The organism is Rhizobium sp. 05L419 (assembly GCF_056397845.1).
Genome location: NZ_JBFTOF010000026.1, coordinates 1 through 17501, shown reverse-complemented (window position 1 = coordinate 17501; position 17501 = coordinate 1). Strand labels below are relative to the sequence as shown.

Annotated in this window: 17 protein-coding genes and 1 pseudogene; 14 read left to right on the top strand and 4 right to left on the bottom strand. The window is 59.0% G+C overall.

All coding sequences use genetic code 11. The annotated features are described in order from the left end of the window. Positions 1-16: 16 nt before the first annotated feature. The 3 genes and pseudogenes from AC1DMK_RS25190 to AC1DMK_RS25180 all read right to left on the bottom strand — a co-directional run bounded on the left by AC1DMK_RS25190 (position 17) and on the right by AC1DMK_RS25180 (position 2386). On the bottom strand, positions 17-1159 hold the full coding sequence (locus AC1DMK_RS25190) for a M24 family metallopeptidase (protein ID WP_477862959.1): 1143 nt from the start codon (positions 1157-1159) through the stop codon (positions 17-19). A gap of 204 nt (positions 1160-1363) precedes the next feature. Next, positions 1364-1655 (bottom strand): annotated as a pseudogene (locus tag AC1DMK_RS25185) (DUF4172 domain-containing protein); the annotation flags it as partial. 11 nt (positions 1656-1666) lie between these two features. Then, positions 1667-2386 carry a GntR family transcriptional regulator gene (locus tag AC1DMK_RS25180; RefSeq protein WP_477862957.1) on the bottom strand — a complete coding sequence of 240 codons (720 nt, stop codon included), beginning with the start codon at positions 2384-2386 and terminating at the stop codon, positions 1667-1669. A gap of 306 nt (positions 2387-2692) precedes the next feature. Between AC1DMK_RS25180 and AC1DMK_RS25175 the strand changes: the two genes are divergently transcribed. Genes AC1DMK_RS25175 through AC1DMK_RS25165 form a run of 3 tightly spaced genes read left to right on the top strand, consistent with a single transcriptional unit; the run spans position 2693 to position 5546 of the window. Next, positions 2693-3244: a MaoC family dehydratase gene (locus AC1DMK_RS25175; protein ID WP_477862955.1), complete on the top strand. Its 552-nt coding sequence runs from the start codon at positions 2693-2695 to the stop codon at positions 3242-3244. A gap of 5 nt (positions 3245-3249) precedes the next feature. Beyond that, positions 3250-4410, top strand: a complete 1161-nt coding sequence (locus AC1DMK_RS25170) for a CaiB/BaiF CoA transferase family protein (RefSeq protein ID WP_477862953.1) — start codon at positions 3250-3252, stop codon at positions 4408-4410. Next, positions 4407-5546, top strand: a complete 1140-nt coding sequence (locus tag AC1DMK_RS25165; RefSeq protein WP_477862951.1) for an extracellular solute-binding protein — start codon at positions 4407-4409, stop codon at positions 5544-5546. The genes AC1DMK_RS25170 and AC1DMK_RS25165 overlap by 4 nt, the downstream gene beginning before the upstream one ends. Positions 5547-5597: 51 nt before the next feature. Here AC1DMK_RS25165 and AC1DMK_RS25160 read toward each other — a convergent pair whose 3' ends face one another. Further along, positions 5598-6386 carry an IclR family transcriptional regulator gene (locus AC1DMK_RS25160; protein WP_477862949.1) on the bottom strand — a complete coding sequence of 263 codons (789 nt, stop codon included), beginning with the start codon at positions 6384-6386 and terminating at the stop codon, positions 5598-5600. 204 nt (positions 6387-6590) lie between these two features. Between AC1DMK_RS25160 and AC1DMK_RS25155 the strand changes: the two genes are divergently transcribed. The 11 genes from AC1DMK_RS25155 to AC1DMK_RS25105 all read left to right on the top strand — a co-directional run bounded on the left by AC1DMK_RS25155 (position 6591) and on the right by AC1DMK_RS25105 (position 16775). Continuing rightward, a complete protein-coding gene (locus AC1DMK_RS25155) occupies positions 6591-7874 on the top strand; it encodes a type 2 periplasmic-binding domain-containing protein (protein WP_477863049.1) in 1284 nt (427 codons plus the stop codon). Positions 7875-7951: 77 nt separating this feature from the next. Continuing rightward, positions 7952-8848, top strand: a complete 897-nt coding sequence (locus AC1DMK_RS25150; RefSeq protein WP_037060084.1) for a carbohydrate ABC transporter permease — start codon at positions 7952-7954, stop codon at positions 8846-8848. After that, positions 8848-9714, top strand: coding sequence for a carbohydrate ABC transporter permease (locus tag AC1DMK_RS25145; RefSeq protein ID WP_037060081.1), 867 nt, complete (start codon positions 8848-8850; stop codon positions 9712-9714). Before AC1DMK_RS25150 ends, AC1DMK_RS25145 begins: the two co-directional genes overlap by 1 nt. Positions 9715-9717: 3 nt before the next feature. Further along, positions 9718-10815 (top strand): ABC transporter ATP-binding protein, encoded by a 1098-nt coding sequence (locus AC1DMK_RS25140; protein WP_477862947.1) that lies wholly within the window; start codon positions 9718-9720, stop codon positions 10813-10815. 1 nt (position 10816) lies between these two features. Continuing rightward, positions 10817-11929 carry a mandelate racemase/muconate lactonizing enzyme family protein gene (locus tag AC1DMK_RS25135; protein ID WP_477862945.1) on the top strand — a complete coding sequence of 371 codons (1113 nt, stop codon included), beginning with the start codon at positions 10817-10819 and terminating at the stop codon, positions 11927-11929. A gap of 12 nt (positions 11930-11941) precedes the next feature. Then, positions 11942-12271: an L-rhamnose mutarotase gene (locus tag AC1DMK_RS25130; RefSeq protein ID WP_477862943.1), complete on the top strand. Its 330-nt coding sequence runs from the start codon at positions 11942-11944 to the stop codon at positions 12269-12271. Beyond that, entirely contained in the window at positions 12264-13340 is a 1077-nt protein-coding gene (locus tag AC1DMK_RS25125; RefSeq protein WP_477862941.1) for a Gfo/Idh/MocA family protein, read from the top strand. The genes AC1DMK_RS25130 and AC1DMK_RS25125 overlap by 8 nt, the downstream gene beginning before the upstream one ends. Positions 13341-13343: 3 nt before the next feature. Further along, entirely contained in the window at positions 13344-13793 is a 450-nt protein-coding gene (locus AC1DMK_RS25120; RefSeq protein ID WP_037060071.1) for a MaoC/PaaZ C-terminal domain-containing protein, read from the top strand. A 13-nt stretch (positions 13794-13806) separates the two neighbouring features. Further along, positions 13807-14541 carry an SDR family oxidoreductase gene (locus tag AC1DMK_RS25115; RefSeq protein WP_037060069.1) on the top strand — a complete coding sequence of 245 codons (735 nt, stop codon included), beginning with the start codon at positions 13807-13809 and terminating at the stop codon, positions 14539-14541. Positions 14542-14572: 31 nt separating this feature from the next. Then, on the top strand, positions 14573-15418 hold the full coding sequence (locus tag AC1DMK_RS25110; RefSeq protein ID WP_477862938.1) for a fumarylacetoacetate hydrolase family protein: 846 nt from the start codon (positions 14573-14575) through the stop codon (positions 15416-15418). Positions 15419-15497: 79 nt separating this feature from the next. Further along, a complete protein-coding gene (locus AC1DMK_RS25105) occupies positions 15498-16775 on the top strand; it encodes an L-fuconate dehydratase (protein WP_477862936.1) in 1278 nt (425 codons plus the stop codon). Positions 16776-17501: the final 726 nt, after the last annotated feature.

The following is a 17501-nucleotide window of genomic DNA, read 5'->3' as shown; positions in this document are numbered from 1 at the left end:
CGCTGGGCAAGAAGCGTCAGCAGAACGGCTCGAGCGGGCCCTTTGCGGGCGTCGTGAACCATCGAGCACCACTTTCGGTCAGATAGATATGGTCTTCCAGACGGATGCCGAACTGATTGGGGAAGACGATCATCGGTTCGTTGGAAAAACACATGCCCGGTTTCAACCGCATTGTATTTCCGCGGACGAGATACGGCTCTTCATGAATTTCGAGACCCAATCCGTGCCCGGCGCGGTGTGGCAGACCGGGCAGGCTGTAGTCCGGGCCGAGGCCGTGTCGCATCAAAACCCGCCGCGCCGCGTCGTCGACGCTGCCGCATGAGGCTCCCAACGCGGCCGCCTCGAAAACTGCCTGCTGCGCTTCCCGCTCGATTGCCCACGCGCTGGCAAAGGCCTCACCCGGGGTCTCCAGCACGTACGTTCGGGTTAGGTCCGAATGATAGCCATCAATGCGGCAGCCGGTGTCCACCAGCACGACATCTCCTGGCGAGTATACCTGATCGCCGTCAGCACCATGGGGGAGCGACGTTGCGCCGCCGAAGGAAACGATGCTGAAGGAGGACCCGCCTTCCGCGCCCAGCGCCCGATGCTGCTCATCGATATAGCGGACAACTTCGGAGGCACGAACGCCCGGCTTGATGAAGTCGTGGGTGCGCCGTTGTACCTCCAGCGTGAGGTTCATCGCATACTGGATGAGGTCGATTTCAGCCTGCGACTTGCAAAGGCGCAGGTCGCGGATCGTCCGGCCGCCGTCAAGCAGCCGTTCGGGCCCCATGTGCGCAGCCAAGGCGTGATAGACGAAGAGGGGCAAGGCGTCGTCAAGCGCCAGCCGCTTCCTGTGGTCGAGGAGAGTGGCGACCAAGGCCGCGCTGCTCTCGTCTTCTTCCCAGGCGAGGATTTCACCGGCAAGCTTTGGCAGGCTGTCGACGCGACTGCGCTCGAAGCCGGGCACGATGTAGTAGAATTCCGAAGGGGTGATCAGCGCGCCGAGCAGGCGCTCGCTCTGGTGCCAGACGAGGCCGGTAAAATAGCGCAAACTCTCTGTAGGGCCAAGCAATATGCCGCCGATATCTTGGTCCGTGAGCTCGGCCCGCAAGCGGGCGATGCGCCCCTGCCGTTCGGTGTCGGTGATGGGCTGGACGGGATGAGGCCAGGACATTTCTCTGGTTCCAATCTTGAGGAATCGATTTTCGGACGGCGACGATCGCAAGAAGTCGACGGTGGTCAGGATTTATACATTTAGTGTAGTCAGTTTGTCGACACAAACGTGGACTCGCGATCGGGGATCACTAGCATGACGCCGGGCATCGGAAACGACTGTCCGAGACGGCGCAGATTTAGGACGAGGAGGCGAGGAAAACCCTTGCGGCTTTACAGGTCGATTGTCAGCATCTAGGCCGAACTGCCGGCGCAATGAGGATTGAACGGTCGAGCGATCGAGCATTTCACCCTCGATTTCAGAAGGTTTCGTCGATCAAGAGCTCGATATGCAGCAGATTGCTTTCCTCGTCACTGAAATGGCGGACGGCGCCGATCACTTCGCCCGACGACAGTAGAAATCGGGTTTCAAGTCGTTCGAGAAGCGCCGCGTCATAGACGAAGTGCGGCCAGCTTTTTTGTGTCCAGTTCCGCTCATAGACGGCTGGGCCAAGCAAAAAGCCACTTTTTAGAGGTTCTTTATCTCGCGAGCATTGTTGGTCTCGTGGGCAATGTATTCCTGAATCTGCCGGACGATCTGAGCCGCGTGTTCGATTGCGAGGCGATCTGCTTTTTCGATGTCGCCGGCTTCGATCGCGGCGATCATCTCCTCATGCTCGTCCACATATTGACGAGGCAGTCTGTCGTCGAAGGTCGAGTAGTAGAGCCTGAGAATTCGCCGCCCTTCATCGAGAAGGCGGGAGAAGAAGGCGGTATAGTACGGATTGCCACCTTGCTCCGCGACGGCGACGTGAAAATCCCTGTTCGCTTCGATCATGGCGTATGCGTCTCTTGCGACGACGGCGCGGGCAAAATTCTCCTGATGCGCCCGGATCTGCAGCATGGCCGCCGGGTTGGTCTTTGCTGCGGCAGCTCGTGTGGTCACGCGGTACATGAGCGTCAGCGCATCGAAGTAGGTCGGCAATGTCGCAAAGTCGATCGTTGCAACAATGGTGTTGCGGTTCGGCAGCGTCGTCACCAACCCATCGGCTGCCAGCCGCAACAGCGCTTCGCGAATTGGCGTTCTCGACATCCCAAAGCGTTCGGAAAGCCGCACTTCGTCGAGCGGGCTTCCAGGTTTCAACGACATAGAGAGAATCTCGTTGCGGATCGTGGTATACACAGACTGTGTGCCGGACCCCCGGGCTCTGTTGACATCGCGACTTGGCTCCGGGCTTGTCGTCGTCATTGATGCGTCCTTGTGCAAACGGATGAGGGCGAGTCTCTCTTCTGCACACAATTTGTCGACATTTCAAGTGGAACACAACAGGCGCAGCTGCTTTGGTGCGGCTTTCGCGGGCGACTCCCATCTCCGGCAGGTATTAAGCACGGAAAAATCGAGCGCACCAACTGAGCGGCAATCGCCCACGGGCGAGGGTCTATTTCGGCCTTGTAAAACAGATCCATATGTGAACATTATATTTACATGAGAAGACTTGATGGGGTTGCGACCATCCAGGCGCCTTCAGCGCGTGGTTGAAAGCAGGAGGAGCCTATGACCGAACTTGCGCCAACCGCCGGCGTGTCTTCGACGGGAGCGAAGACAATGCCTGAAGATCATGCGCGGATACCGGTTTGGAATGCCGAGAACTGGCACTATGAAGACTGGCCGGTCGGGCAGAAGATAAGATCGTTGCGCCGAACGCTGGGTGAAGGCGATAGCCATCTGTTCAACGCCCTGGTGACGGACATCCATCCATACGTTCAAGATCAGATCTTCGCTGAGACAGAAGGTCTCTTCGGACGCAGGCTCGTGGCCGGTGCGTTCGTCTTTTCGGCCGGGCTCGGACTTGTCGCGACGAACTGCGTTAACGCGTTTTCCTATGGTTACGACAGGTTGCGCTTCATAAAGCCTGTCTTCATTGGCGACACGATCTACACCATCCGGACGAACCTCGACAAACGACCGCGCTACAAGGACCTCGGCCTGATCCGCGCGAGCTACGAGGTCTTCAAGAACGAAGGCGAACTGGTGCTCTACTGCGAGCACCTTCAGACCGTCAAATACGCAAATCCCGCCGATTTCATCGGCAAGACAGAGAAATAGCAAAAATGTCGGAAGAGAATATCTTGCCGCTCGATGGCCTGGTCGTCGTGGATATGAGCCAGTTCCTGTCGGGACCCTATTGTTCGCTGCGCCTGCAGGATCTCGGCGCGCGGGTGATCAAGATCGAGCGCCCTGACGGTGGCGATCTGTCCCGCCGCCTCTACCTCAGTGATACGGAGATCGGCGGCGACTCGACCATTTTCCATGCGATCAACCGGGCCAAGGAAAGTCTCGCCATTGATATGAAGAACGACGCGGACATGCGGTCGCTCAAGACATTGCTGGCAAAGGCCGATGTGGTGATTCAGAATTTTCGCCCCGGCGTAATCGAGCGTCTGGGGCTCGATTACTTGGCCGTGAAGGCGATCAATCCGCGTATCGTCTATGGCTCGATCAGCGGCTACGGTGAGGAAGGGCCGTGGGTCAAGCGTCCGGGCCAGGATCTTCTGGCGCAATCGCGCTCCGGTGTGATGTGGCTGAATGGCGACGAAAGCCAGGGGCCTGTTCCATTCGGCCTTGCCGTCGGCGATATGCTGGCTGGTGCGGCGCTCGCTCAGGGCCTCCTGGCAGCGCTGGTTCGCCGCGGCATCACCGGCAAGGGCAGCCTTGTCGAAACCAGTCTGCTCGAGGCGCTGGTCGACTTTCAGTTCGAGGTTCTGACGACGTTTTTGAACGACGGCCGCCGCCTGCCCAAGCGCGCGGATTTCCGCAGCGCCCATGCCTATCTATCGGCGCCCTACGGGGTCTATCCCGCCAAGGACGGCTATCTCGCCATCGCCATGACGCCGATTCCAAAGCTGGCCGACTTGCTCGACATGCCGGAACTCGATGAATACCGCAACGAACCGGCCTCCTGGTTTACCAGCCGCGACACCATCAAGACCATGATCGCCGCGAAGATCGCGACGGCAACGGTGGCGGATTGGCTCGAGGTGCTCGAGCCCGCCGATATCTGGTGCGCGAAGGTGTTGAACTGGAACGAGCTTCTGGACAGCGACGGTTTCTCGGTCCTCGACATGCTTCAGACTGTCACCCGTGACGACGATGTCGCCATTCAAACGACCCGCTCTCCCCTAAGGGTGAACGGTGTGCGTCCAAAGTTCGAGCGTGCTGCGCCCCGCATCGGCGAGCACAGTGCTGCCATCCGCGAGGAGTTCGGACTATGAGCGTCACGTTGAAGGGCATGACCTGGAACCATCCGCGCGGATATGACCCGTTGGTCGCCTGCGCTCATATCTGGCGCGAAAAGACCGGTATCAACGTGATCTGGGAGAAGCGGTCGCTGCAGGATTTCGAGACCTATCCGGTCGACGAACTGGCGCGAGCCTTTGATCTGATCGTCATCGACCATCCGCACGTCGGCCAGATCGCCGGTGAGGGTTGCCTTGCGTCGCTCGATGTTGCCGGGCGAGAGGCTGAACGGCTGACGCTTCACGCGGCAAGCGTCGGCGGCTCCTACAAAAGCTACGAGTGGGAGGGTCATCAATGGGCTTTCCCGATCGATGCGGCATCACAGGTTCAGGCCGTGCGGCCCGATCTTATCGCGCAGCCGCCACTGCGCTGGAGCGACGTCCTCGATCTCGCTGCAAAAGGCCATGTACTGCTTCCCTTGCGGCCACCTCACTCGCTGATGACCTTCTACACGCTTGCCGCCAACCTCGGTACGCCGTGCCGCAGCAATGGCAAGGGTTTGCTTATCGATGCGGCTGCCGGAGCGCGTGTGGTGAGCCTGATGCGTGACTTGGTCGTGCATCTCGACCCCGTCTGCTTCGACCTGGACCCGATCGCGGTTCTGGAACGCATGTCGGCCGAAGGTTCGACAGTCGCGTGCTCACCGCTGATCTATGGTTACGTCAGCTACTCGATGGCGGGCTTCAGGCCCCATCCCTTGCGCTTTGGCAATATTCCTGCGGCAGGCAACTTCGGCCCGGCAGGTTCGGCACTCGGCGGTACGGGCATTGCCGTTTCGGCATTTTCGGCGGCAAGCGAGCAAGCGATCGATTTCGCCTATTGGGTGGCAAGCGGCGACGTTCAGAGCGGCCCCTATGCCGCGGCTGGCGGCCAGCCCGGCAATGCCCAGGCTTGGGAGGACGACACCGTCAACGCGTCGACCGAAAATTTCTATCGCGGGAGCCGCGACACTTTGGAATCCTCCTGGATCAGGCCGAGGCACGATGGCTACATGGCATTCCAGCAGCAGGGGTCGGCTTGCATCAACAGCGGATTGCTCCGCGGCAATCCGCCCGAGCAGATCGTCGAGATGCTAAACAGGCTGTTTGCTGCCAGTTTCGCAGGCGAGTAGCGCCGCAAGGAAGAAGCTCCTCCTTGTTCACGGGATTAATTTCCAACGGAATCAGTTCGCTGACGGTGCGACGTCGGATCCCGCCAGAAGGGACAGTTGTCTTGCGGTTTCGACCAGCAGCGAAATTGTTTTCGTTATATCGGGCGCCGCTGGGCTATTGACGAGCGTAATATAGGGAACGGTCAACGCGGCGATGCCCTTGCCATCGGGCCCGAGGACCGGCGCTGACAGGTTATAGACGCCTGCGGTCTGGATGCTGGCCATCATCTCGTAGCCGCGCTCGCGGATTTGATCCAGGCGCGCATAGAAGTCGTCAGACAGGACAACTTCCTTGCGGCTTTTCACGTGTTCCGAGATCATCATCTCCCGCTCTTCCGGCGAACGGAAGGCGAGGAGAACGTGGCCCGAGCCCGTGTCGAAAAGGCTGATGTGAGAGCCGACCCGGATTGAAATCCCCCAATATTCCGGGGCTTCCTGCTGCGCGACCACCACCGCGGAACCTCGGTCGAATACAGCGAGCTGGTTGGCTTGCCTAGAATTGTTTGCAAGCTCACGCATCAATGGCGTGGCATATGACGCAAGCCGGCGTACGGGGGCATGCAGTTGCGCCAGTCCGAACAGCTTCAGCGTCAGCGAATAGCGGTCTCCATCAATACGGGTGACGTAGCCGCGCCGCACAAGCCGGTCGAGCATTCGATAGAACTCGTTGGGGCTTCTGTCGAGCCTCTTGGAAATTTCTGCCTGCGTCAGCCCACCGTCGACGCTGGCAAGCAATTCTAGGATGTCCAGCCCTTTGTCGAGCGCGGGAGCGCGATAACGGTCTGAATCGTCGTTTTCCATTTCGGTCCTTTCTCCGTGAATACAATCATCCGTATACGAATATCAATGTTTTGACAAACGCACTTACTGCTTGACCTCGCGTGAAAATATTGTTTGTATATAAATCAGTTTCTCACACATGGGGATTCCTTGACCCAGGAGAGGTCGAGGCGAGGGAGGAGGAAATACATGAACAAGCTGCTTTCCGGCGTTTCGGTCGGGGTGATGACGCTTGCATTGGCATGTGGTGCGGCAAATGCCGCCGATTTGCCCGGCAAGTTTGAAGGTGTGACCATCGATGCCAAATTGATCGGTGGCCAGCAGTACGAAAAACTGTACGAGCGGATCGGGGAGTGGGAGAAGGAGACCGGCGCCAAGGTCAATATCCTCTCCAAGAAGAACCACTTCGAACTCGACAAGGAGATCAAGTCGGATATCGCGACCGGGGGCATAAGCTGGTGCGTTGCTTCCAATCACTCGTCGTTCGCCCCGCAGTACCCTGACATCTATACGGATCTGTCGGCGCTGCTTCCCGCCGAGGAGGTTGCGGCCTTCGTTCCTGCGGTCATTAAGGCGTCGACGCTGAACGGCAAGCTGGTAATGCTGCCTCGTGCACAGTTCGATGTGTCTGCGCTCTACTACCAGAAGAGCCTGTATACCGACGAAGCGAAGAAGACCGCGTTCAAGGCAAAGTACGGCTATGATCTTGTGCCGCCGGATACCTGGCAGCAGGTGACCGATCAGGCGGAGTTCTTTGCGTCTCCGCCGAATTTCTACGGTACCCAGTTTGCTGGCAAGGAGGAGGCCATCAACGGTCGCTTCTTCGAGATGCTGGTCGCCGAAGGCGGTGAATATCTCGACAAGGACGGCCGTCCGGCGTTCAATTCGGACGCTGGCGTCAAGGCGCTCGACTGGTTCGTCAATCTCTACAAGGCAAAGGCAGTGCCGCCGGGCACGACCAACTATCTCTGGGACGATCTTGGCCAGGGGTTTGCCTCCGGCTCGATCGCGCTCAATCTAGACTGGCCGGGCTGGGCAAGCTTCTTTAACGATCCGAAGTCTTCGAAGGTTGCCGGCAATGTTGGCGTAAAGGTTCAACCAGCCGGATCTTCTGGCAAGCGAACCGGGTGGTCGGGCCACCACGGCTTCTCCGTCACCGAATCGTGCGCCCATAAAGATGCTGCCGCCTCGCTCGTTTGGTGGTTGACCAACGAGGACAGCCAGAAGCTGGAATCGGCCGCCGGGCCGCTGCCGACACGCAGTGCCGTGTGGGACGTCAATATCAAGGCCGCCCAAGGAGACGCCTACAAGACGGAGGTTCTGAAGGCTTTCCAGGAAGCGGCAAAGCATGCCTTCCCGGTCCCGCAGACGCCCGAATGGATCGAGATCTCAAATGCCGTCTATCCTGAGCTTCAGGCGGCGATCCTTGGTGACAAGACGTCGAAGCAAGCGCTGGACACTGCGGCCGAAAAGGCCACTGCCATCCTCCAGGACGCCGGCAAACTCTAGACTCCGCATTCCCGAGGCGGCGTCGGCGAACATGTCGGCGCCGCTTTTCCTTTCATTGAATTGCAGGATGACCTTCGATGAAGATCTCCAGACTCTCGGCACCAGTCTTGCTGCTGACGCCGGCCTTCATCGTATTGGCGGCCGTAATCATTTTGCCGCTTCTTTTCTCGTTGTACTCAAGCTTCACGCCGTTCCGGCTGACCAAGCCAGATTCGCTCTTTATTTTCATTGGCTTGCGCAACTATGCCAGCGTCTTGACAAATAAGGAATTCTGGATCGCTTTCGCGCGCACGGTGGTCTTGCTGACAGTCGCGCTGAATGCCGAAATGCTGCTTGGGCTCGGCCTTGCGCTATTGGTCAACAAGGCGACGCACGGGCAGCGCGTGCTGCGCACCGTCATGATGTTTCCGATGATGTTTTCACCGGTTCTCGTCGGCTTCCAGTTCAAATTCCTGTTCAACGACAATATCGGCTTCGTCAACAATGCGCTTCAGTCGCTGGGCATAACCGATCAGGCGATTCCGTGGCTGATCGACGGAAATCTGGCGCTGATCTCGATCGTCATCGCGGAAGTGTGGTCATCGACCGCTGTCTTTGCAATCCTCATCCTGGCGGGCCTGCTTGCGATGCCCAGGGACCCGGTGGAAGCGGCGCATGTCGATGGCTGCACGCCCTGGCAGACCTTCCGTTATGTAACCTGGCCCTATCTGATGCCGTTCGCCTATATTGCCATGACCATTCGCTCGCTCGACGTGGCGCGCGCCTATGACATCGTGAAGATCATGACGGACGGCGGGCCGGCCAAGCGGACGGAACTGCTTTGGACGCTGATCGGCCGCACCGCCTACAGCGATGCAAGGATGGGCATGGCAAATGCCATGGCCTATGTCGCTATCCTGCTTTCTATTCTCTTCACCGTGTATTTCTTTCGCAAGCTCGCGGCTGCCCGCCAGCAGATCGGAGCGGAGTGGTAATGGACGTCGTCTCCTCACATCGTCTGCGCCGCCGGCTTCTCAAGGTCGCGCATGTCATCGGCCTGTTTCTGGCGATGACCGTTATTTGCCTGCCGGGCCTCTGGATCGTGCTGTCGTCCTTGCGCCCCACCGTCGAGATCATGGCCAAGCCTCCGGTCTGGATACCCGAAACGCTGTCGCTCGACGCCTATCGAGCCATGTTTTCGGGTGCCGGGCAGGGCGGGGTTCCCGTATGGGACTATTTCCGCAACTCGCTGATCATATCCGTTACGTCGACGCTGATCGCGCTCGCGATCGGGATGGCCGGCGGCTATGCCTTTGCGCGCTACCGGTTCAAGGCGAAGTCGGCGATCTTCCTCGGCTTCATGCTGACGCGCGCGGTGCCCGGTATCGCACTCTCGCTGCCCATCTTCATGATCTATGCGCGCACCGGCATCATCGATACGCATTTCGCGCTCATTATTACCTACGTCGCGCTGAACGTCCCTTTCACGATCTGGCTGATCGACGGTTTCTTCCGGCAGGTGCCGAAGGATCTGGCCGAAGCCGCACAGATCGACGGATGCACGCCCTGGCAGGCATTCTGGCAGGTGGAATTTCCACTTGCCGGCCCCGGCATCGCCTCGGCAGGGATATTTGCCTTCCTCACGTCTTGGAATGAGTATGCGCTCGCCTCGCAGATCACCCGGTCGGTCAACTCCAAGACGCTGCCTGTCGGGCTTCTCGACTATACCGCGGAATTTACCATCGACTGGCGCGGGATGTGCGCTCTTGCGGTCATCATGATCGTCCCGGCGCTGACGCTTACCTTCATCATCCAGAAACATCTGGTCTCGGGCCTCACCTTCGGCGCGGTAAAAGGATAACTCATGGCTCACGTCACGCTCAGGAAACTCGTCAAGCGCTATGGCGCCCTGGAGGTCGTTCACGGCATAGATCTCGAGGTCAAGGATCGCGAGTTTATCGCCCTGGTTGGTCCCTCGGGATGCGGAAAATCCACCACGTTGCGCATGATCGCGGGGCTCGAGGATGTCAGTGGCGGCCAAATCGAAATCGGCGACACCGTGGTGAACGACCTGCCACCCAGGGCACGGAACATCTCCATGGTCTTCCAGTCCTATGCGCTTTATCCGCATATGAGCGTGGCCGAGAATATGGGCTTTTCCCTGAAGATCGCAGGCCGGTCCGCTGACGAGATCAAGGAGCGCGTCGCCGAGGCCGCGACGATCCTCGATCTGTCTCACCTTCTCGAGCGCCGGCCAGCGCAGCTTTCAGGCGGGCAGCGCCAGCGGGTGGCCATGGGTCGCGCCATCGTGCGGCAACCGGAGGTGTTCCTGTTCGACGAGCCGCTGTCGAACCTTGACGCCAAGTTGCGCACACAGGTACGCACCGAGATCAAGAAACTGCATGCGCGCATGCAGGCGACCATGATCTATGTGACCCACGATCAGGTCGAAGCGATGACGCTCTCGGATCGAATTGTCATCATGCGCGATGGCTATATCGAGCAGGTGGGAACACCTGAGGACGTGTTCAGAAAGCCGGCGACAAAATTCGTGGCGGGCTTCATCGGATCGCCGCCGATGAATATGGGCGAAGCTACGGTCAGCGGTGGGGAACTCGTATTCTCCGGTGGCGCGCGGCTGCCGGTCCCGCCACGGTTCAGCACGCGTGTCAGCCAAGGACAGAAGGTGACCTTCGGGCTGCGCCCCGACGATCTCTACCCGACCGGTCACGGATTGCACGGCGGAGAGGCGAGTGCGGTCCATCAGTCCGAGCTCAATGTCTCAATTACCGAACCTCTCGGCAACGAGACACTGGTTTTCGCCCAGTTCAATGGCTGCGACTGGGTCTCACGCATGCTCAATCCACGGCCGCTGCAAACAGGAGAGAAGGTGCCAATGAGCTTTGACCTGTCAAAGGCACACCTCTTCGATATCGAGACCGGCAAGACTCTGGACATCTGACATGGCAAAGATAGAGAAAATCGAACTGAGAATGGTCGACCTTCCACCGAAGGTCAAACGCACGGATGCCATCCAGAGCTTCGTCAGCCAGGAGACGCCCATCGTCACCATTACAGACAGCGACGGGGCGGTCGGTACGGGCTACAGCTATACGATCGGGACGGGTGGCTCGTCCGTCATGCGGCTGCTGTCAGATCACCTGGTGCCGGTTCTGATCGGAGAAGATGCCGATTGCATCGAAGCGATCTGGCACAAGATGGAATTTGCGACGCATGCGACGACCATCGGAGTGATCACCACGCTGGCGCTGGCGGCCGTCGACACGGCACTTTGGGACTTGCGGGCCAAGAAACAGAACCTGCCGCTCTGGAAGCTCGCCGGCGGCGCCAAGGATCGATGCCCGCTTTACACCACTGAGGGCGGCTGGCTCCATATCGAGAAGGAAGCTCTGGTCGAGGATGCTTTGCAGGCCAAGGCAAAGGGCTTTTCAGGTTCCAAGGTCAAGATTGGCAAGCCGCATGGCGCGGAGGACTATGCGCGTTTGTCGGCGATGCGTGCTGCCCTTGGCGATGGCTTCGAGATTATGACCGACTGCAACCAGGGCTTTACCGTTGACGAGGCAATCCGCCGCGCCGCTCGGCTGAAGGAACTCGACCTTGCCTGGATCGAGGAGCCTTTGCCAGCCGACGATCTTGACGGTCATATTCGGCTCACCCGTTCGACGCCGATGCCGATCGCGGTGGGCGAGTCGATCTATTCGATCCGTCATTTCCGAGAATACATGCAAAAGGGTGCATGCTCGATCGTGCAGGTGGACGTTGCAAGGATCGGAGGCATCACGCCCTGGCTGAAGGTAGCCCACGCGGCTGAGGCGTTCGACATCCCCGTCTGCCCTCACTTTCTGATGGAGCTGCATGTCAGTCTCGTCTGTGCCGTGCCGAACGGGAGGTTTGTCGAGTATATTCCCCAGCTCGACGATCTCACCAGCAAGGGTATGAAGATTGTCGACGGCAAGGCGATCGCCCCCCAGGAGACCGGGATCGGCATTGCGTGGGACTGGGACGCGGTCAAAGCGCGCTCCATTCCCGAATTTACCGCCGAGTTCCGCGCTTAAGGAGACCACGTCATGCAGCGTATGGGAATGGTGATCGCACTGAAGCCCGGGAAGATCGCTGAATACAAGCGGCTTCACGCGGCGGTGTGGCCGGAAATCCTTGCGCTGATCTCCGAGTGCAACATTGCCAACTATACGATTTTCCTCAAGGAACCGGAGGACCTGTTATTCGGGACCTGGGACTACGTTGGCGCCGATTTCGAGGCAGATATGGCGAAGATGGCCAGCCATCCAAAGAACAAGGAATGGTGGGCGGTCTGCATGCCTTGCCAGCAGCCGTTGGAAACGCGGAAGGAAGGCGAGTGGTGGGCGATGATGGAGGAGGTCTTCCATCATGACTAAGTGGTTTGATCCGCGCAGTTTGCAGCAATGGTGGCCAAGGCCTGCGGCTCCGAGCCCTGTTGTCATCTTCGGTGCCGGAAGCATCGTCGGTGATGCGCATCTGCCGGCCTACAGGAAGGGTGGCTTTCCGGTTGCCGGGATTTACGATCCGAACCGCGACAGGGCAGCGGAGCTTGCGGCCCACTGGGGTATTGCCGCCTTCGCGAGCTGCGATGAGGCCGTTGGCATCGACGGCGCCATCTTCGACCTTGCGACACCGCCTGCTGCCCATGCCAGCATATTGTCGCAACTACCGCCAGGTTCGCCTGTCCTCATCCAGAAACCGATGGGCAGCGATCTGGCGCAAGCCAGTGAAATTCTCTCGATCTGCCGTGCGCGCGATCTTCGGGCCGCCGTCAATTTCCAGCTGCGGTTCGCACCGATGATGCTCGCACTGAGGGATGCCGTGGCCAAAGGCTATCTCGGCGAAATCGTCGATTTCGACGCCTGGCTTGCGCTTTCCACTCCATGGGGGCTGTGGCCCTTCCTCAAGGGCCTGCCGCGGATCGAGATCGCAATGCACTCGATTCACTATTTCGATTTTGTTCGCAGCCTTCTGGGCAACCCCGACGGCGTTCACGCAAAGACAGTGGGTCACCCGAACCACGACGTGGCGCAGACCCGCACGGCCGCCATCCTCGATTATGGCGACAAGGTGCGCTGCGTGCTGTCGGTCAATCACGACCACGATTTCGGTCGCAAGTTTCAGGCATGCGAATTCCGCATTTCGGGAACGCGGGGTGCCGCCTATGTCAAGCTCGGCGTCAATCTCGACTACCCCCGCGGCGAGCCCGACGCTCTGTGGATCAAGCCCGAGGGTGCGGACTGGACAGAGGTGGTCCTTGAAGGCGCCTGGTTCCCGGATGCCTTTGTCAGCCGCATGGCAAATCTGCAGCGCTTTGCCTGCGGCGAGGATGCGGAACTCATTGGTTCGGTCGAGGACGCATGGCACACCATGGCCCTTGTCGAGGCGGCGTATCAATCGAGCGCTGCGCCGGCAACGCCGCTCGCAACCCTTCCCAAGGCTTGAAACATGGGCGAACAGGTCATTCATTTTGAAGACTACCAGATTGGCAACGCAAGGGTGACGACCGGACGGACGATCACCGAGACGGACTTCGTCGTGCATGCAGGCCATACCGGCGATTTCTTCCCGCATCATATGGATGCGGAGTTTGCTAAGACCTTGCCGGGCGGCCAGCGTATCGCTCACGGCACGATGGTCTTTTCGATCGGCGTCGGACTGACGGCATCCCTTATCAATCCGGTTGCATTTTCATATGGGTATGACCGCCTTCGTTTCGTTCGTCCTGTTCATATCGGCGATACGATCCGTACGCGCGTGACGATTTCGTCCAAAGAGGACGATCCCAAGCGAATGCATATGGGCAGGGTTGTCGAACGATGCGAAGTTCTCAACCAACGGAACGAAGTCGTTCTGGCAGCAGATCACATCCTGATCGTCGAACGTAAATCCAAGTGAAAGACCAAACACCATGAGCGATTATCTAAAAGGCAAGACCGTACTGATCACCGCAGCCGCACAAGGCATCGGCCGTGCCTCTGCGCTTGCCTTCGCCAGGGCTGGTGCAAAGGTTCATGCGACGGACATCAACACCGAGGTACTTTCGCAGATCTCCGGCGAGGATGGGATAAACACCCACAAACTCGATGTCTTGGATCGCGAAGAGGTTGAGGCGCTCGTCGCCGAGATCGGTGTCGTCGACGTGCTTTTCAACTGCGCAGGCGTGGTTCACAACGGCAGTATCCTCGAAATGCCGGACAAGGATCTGGATTTCGCCTTCGATTTGAACGTCAAGGCGATGATCCGTACGATACGGGCAGTCCTGCCTGGAATGCTGGAGCGAAATGATGGTTCGATCGTCAACATGGCCTCCGTCGCTTCCAGTGTGAAAGGCGTTCCCAACCGTTTTGCCTATGGAGTGACCAAGGCCGCGGTGATCGGCCTCACCAAGGCCGTGGCGGCAGATTATGTTGCGCGGGGCGTTCGCTGCAACGCGATCTGCCCAGGTACGGTCGAGAGCCCTTCGCTACAGGACCGCTTGCGCGCACAAGGGGACTTCGAAGTTGCGCGTGCAGCGTTCATCGCGCGGCAGCCCATCGGCCGTATCGGCACCCCAGAGGAAATCGCCGATCTTGCAGTCTATGTCGCTGGCGCAACCTATACGACCGGCCAGGCCTTTGCCATCGATGGCGGCTGGACGATCTGACACTTTCAATTTGCCACTTCAGGAGAACATCATGAAATTTCTTCGCTACGGCGCGCCCGGCCATGAAAGCCCGGGCATCCTCGATGCCGACGGCGTGGTTCGGGATCTTTCGGGCCAGATCTCGGACCTGTCCGGCGCAGTCCTCGATCCCGACAAGCTTGCCGAGCTGGCGCGGCTCGATATCAAGACATTGCCAGAGGTAACGGGAACGCCGCGGTTGGGTCCTTGCGTCGCCGGTACGGGTAAATTCATCTGCATCGGTCTCAACTATTCCGATCACGCCGCCGAGACGGGCGCGACGGTTCCCCCGGAGCCGATCATCTTCATGAAAGCGACCTCGGCGATCGTCGGGCCCAATGATGATCTGGTCATTCCGCGCGGTTCGGAAAAGACCGATTGGGAAGTCGAACTCGGGGTGATTATCGGCCGGCAAGCCAAGTATGTGACGGAAGCCGAAGCGCTCGACTATGTCGCGGGCTACTGCACCATCCACGACGTCTCTGAGCGCGCCTTCCAGATAGAGAGACAAGGGCAATGGACGAAGGGCAAGTCTTGCGACACCTTCGGCCCGACGGGCCCCTGGCTCGTGACGAAAGACGAAGCGGGCGATCCGCAGAACCTGGGCATGTGGTTGAAGGTCAATGGCGAAACCATGCAGAATGGTTCCTCCAAGACGATGGTCTACGGCGTTGCCTATCTGGTATCCTATCTCTCGCAGTTCATGTCCCTGCAGCCCGGCGATATCATTTCTACCGGCACGCCTCCCGGCGTTGGAATGGGCATGAAGCCGCCGCGTTACCTGAAGCCAGGCGATGTGGTCGAACTCGGTATCGAACGGATCGGCAGCCAGAAGCAGATTGTCATAGCCGATATCTGAACCGTGTCATTCGTCGACGTCCTGCGTCTCCGGGGTGCATTCCGTCATTCCCGGACACCGGCCAGCACTGGAGGTTTCAATGCCCCGCATTACCAGCATGCAAGTTTTCGATCTGCGTTTTCCAACGTCACTCAGCCTCGACGGCTCGGACGCAATGAACCCGGATCCGGACTACTCCGCCGCCTATGTCATTCTCGGTACCGACGAGCCGGTGCTTGAAGGCCACGGCCTGACGTTCACGATCGGTCGCGGCAACGACATCTGCTGCATGGCGATCCGGGCAATGGAACATCTGGTTGTCGGAACAGACCTTGATGAGATCCTCGCCGCGCCAGGCAAATACTGGCGGCACCTGACGAGCGACAGCCAGTTGCGCTGGATCGGTCCGGAAAAGGGCGCGATCCACCTTGCAACGGGCGCCGTCGTCAATGCGGTGTGGGACATGCTGGCCCGCCGCGCCGGAAAACCGGTCTGGCAGCTGGTCGCCGAGATGTCTCCCGAGGAGATCGCCGATATCGTCGATTATCGCTACATGACCGATGTGCTGACCCGCGACGAGGCAGTCGAGATTCTGAAAAAGGCGGAACCCGGAAAGGCCGAACGCATCGCGACACTGAGGCGGGAGGGTTATGCGTGCTACACCACGTCGGCCGGCTGGCTCGGCTACTCCGAGGAAAAGCTGCGTAGGCTTTGCCAGGAGGCGATCGATGCCGGCTTCAATCACGTCAAAATGAAAGTCGGACGTGATCTTGAAGACGATATTCGCCGCCTCACCATCGCGCGCGAGGTCATCGGTCCGGACCGTTATCTGATGATCGATGCCAACCAGGTCTGGGAGGTAGGGCAGGCCATCGACTGGGTCAAAGAACTGGCCTTTGCCAAGCCGTATTTCATCGAAGAGCCGACCAGCCCCGACGATGTGGCGGGCCATCGGAAAATTCGCCAGGCGATTGGCCCAGTCAAGGTCGCAACCGGTGAGATGTGCCAGAACAGGATCATGTTCAAGCAGTTCATCGCCGAGGGCGCGATCGATATCGTGCAGATCGACAGCTGCCGCATGGGTGGCTTAAACGAAGTTCTTGCCGTGCTGCTCGTGGCAGCCAAGTTCGGCTTGCCTGTCTGGCCGCATGCGGGCGGTGTGGGGCTTTGTGAATACGTACAGCATCTGTCGATGATCGACTACATCGCCGTTTCCGGAACCAAGGAGGGCCGGGTGATCGAGTATGTTGATCACCTTCACGAGCATTTTGTCGATCCCTGCATCATCCGGAACGCCGCCTACATGCCGCCGGAAAGCCCTGGGTTCTCGATCGAGATGAAGCGAAGCTCGATCGAAAGCTATTTATTCAAGGGCTAGTGTGGCAGTCCGCCGGCAATTGTGAAATCTAGGCAGGAAACAAAACCGCGCAGCTGAGCGTGGTTTTGTTTGCACGCAAGGACCCAGCGCCTGCGCCGATCGCGCGACAGTTGCCGCCGTGGCATTCGCTTCGCTGTGCGGGAGGCGCCGACCTATTCGCACAGCGCTTGCCTTGTTCCTATCGACGAGCCTCGCGGCAGCTGTCGCTGACAATAAGTCCGCCCAGGCCGATCCGATCCGGCCAGAACGCAGCATCATGCCGTTTCTCAATCTTCTTAGAACGGCGGGCGTTGACGAAATATCCAGTTCACTGCCGTCACACCAGTTCACGATTGTCGCGTTGCCTGTTCCCTGATGATCGGCAATCCTTATCGCGAACACGACTGGGACATGGCCTCGCGAACAGCGAGCGCCACACCGCGTCCGAGGTGAGCCGGGCAGATTCATTTGCCGCCGAGGTCTTTGTCGCCCTGTTGGGGCCTTCTTTGTGCGCGCTTGAAATTCTGTCATATGAATCATGATGTTACAAAATTGTGAAAAAACATTGTTTGGGTGTGTTGACTTGGAAAAGGGGTTRGCCGTATAAGCCCCCTCACTGAACGAGGGCGGCGGCGCTGCTGGCGACGATGTCTTTTGTTCTTGGTTTCCTGATTGGCTTTGTTGGCTGATGACGGGTTTGGGGCTTTCGGGCTTTGAGCTTGGGATATTCGACCGGGTTTGACTGGT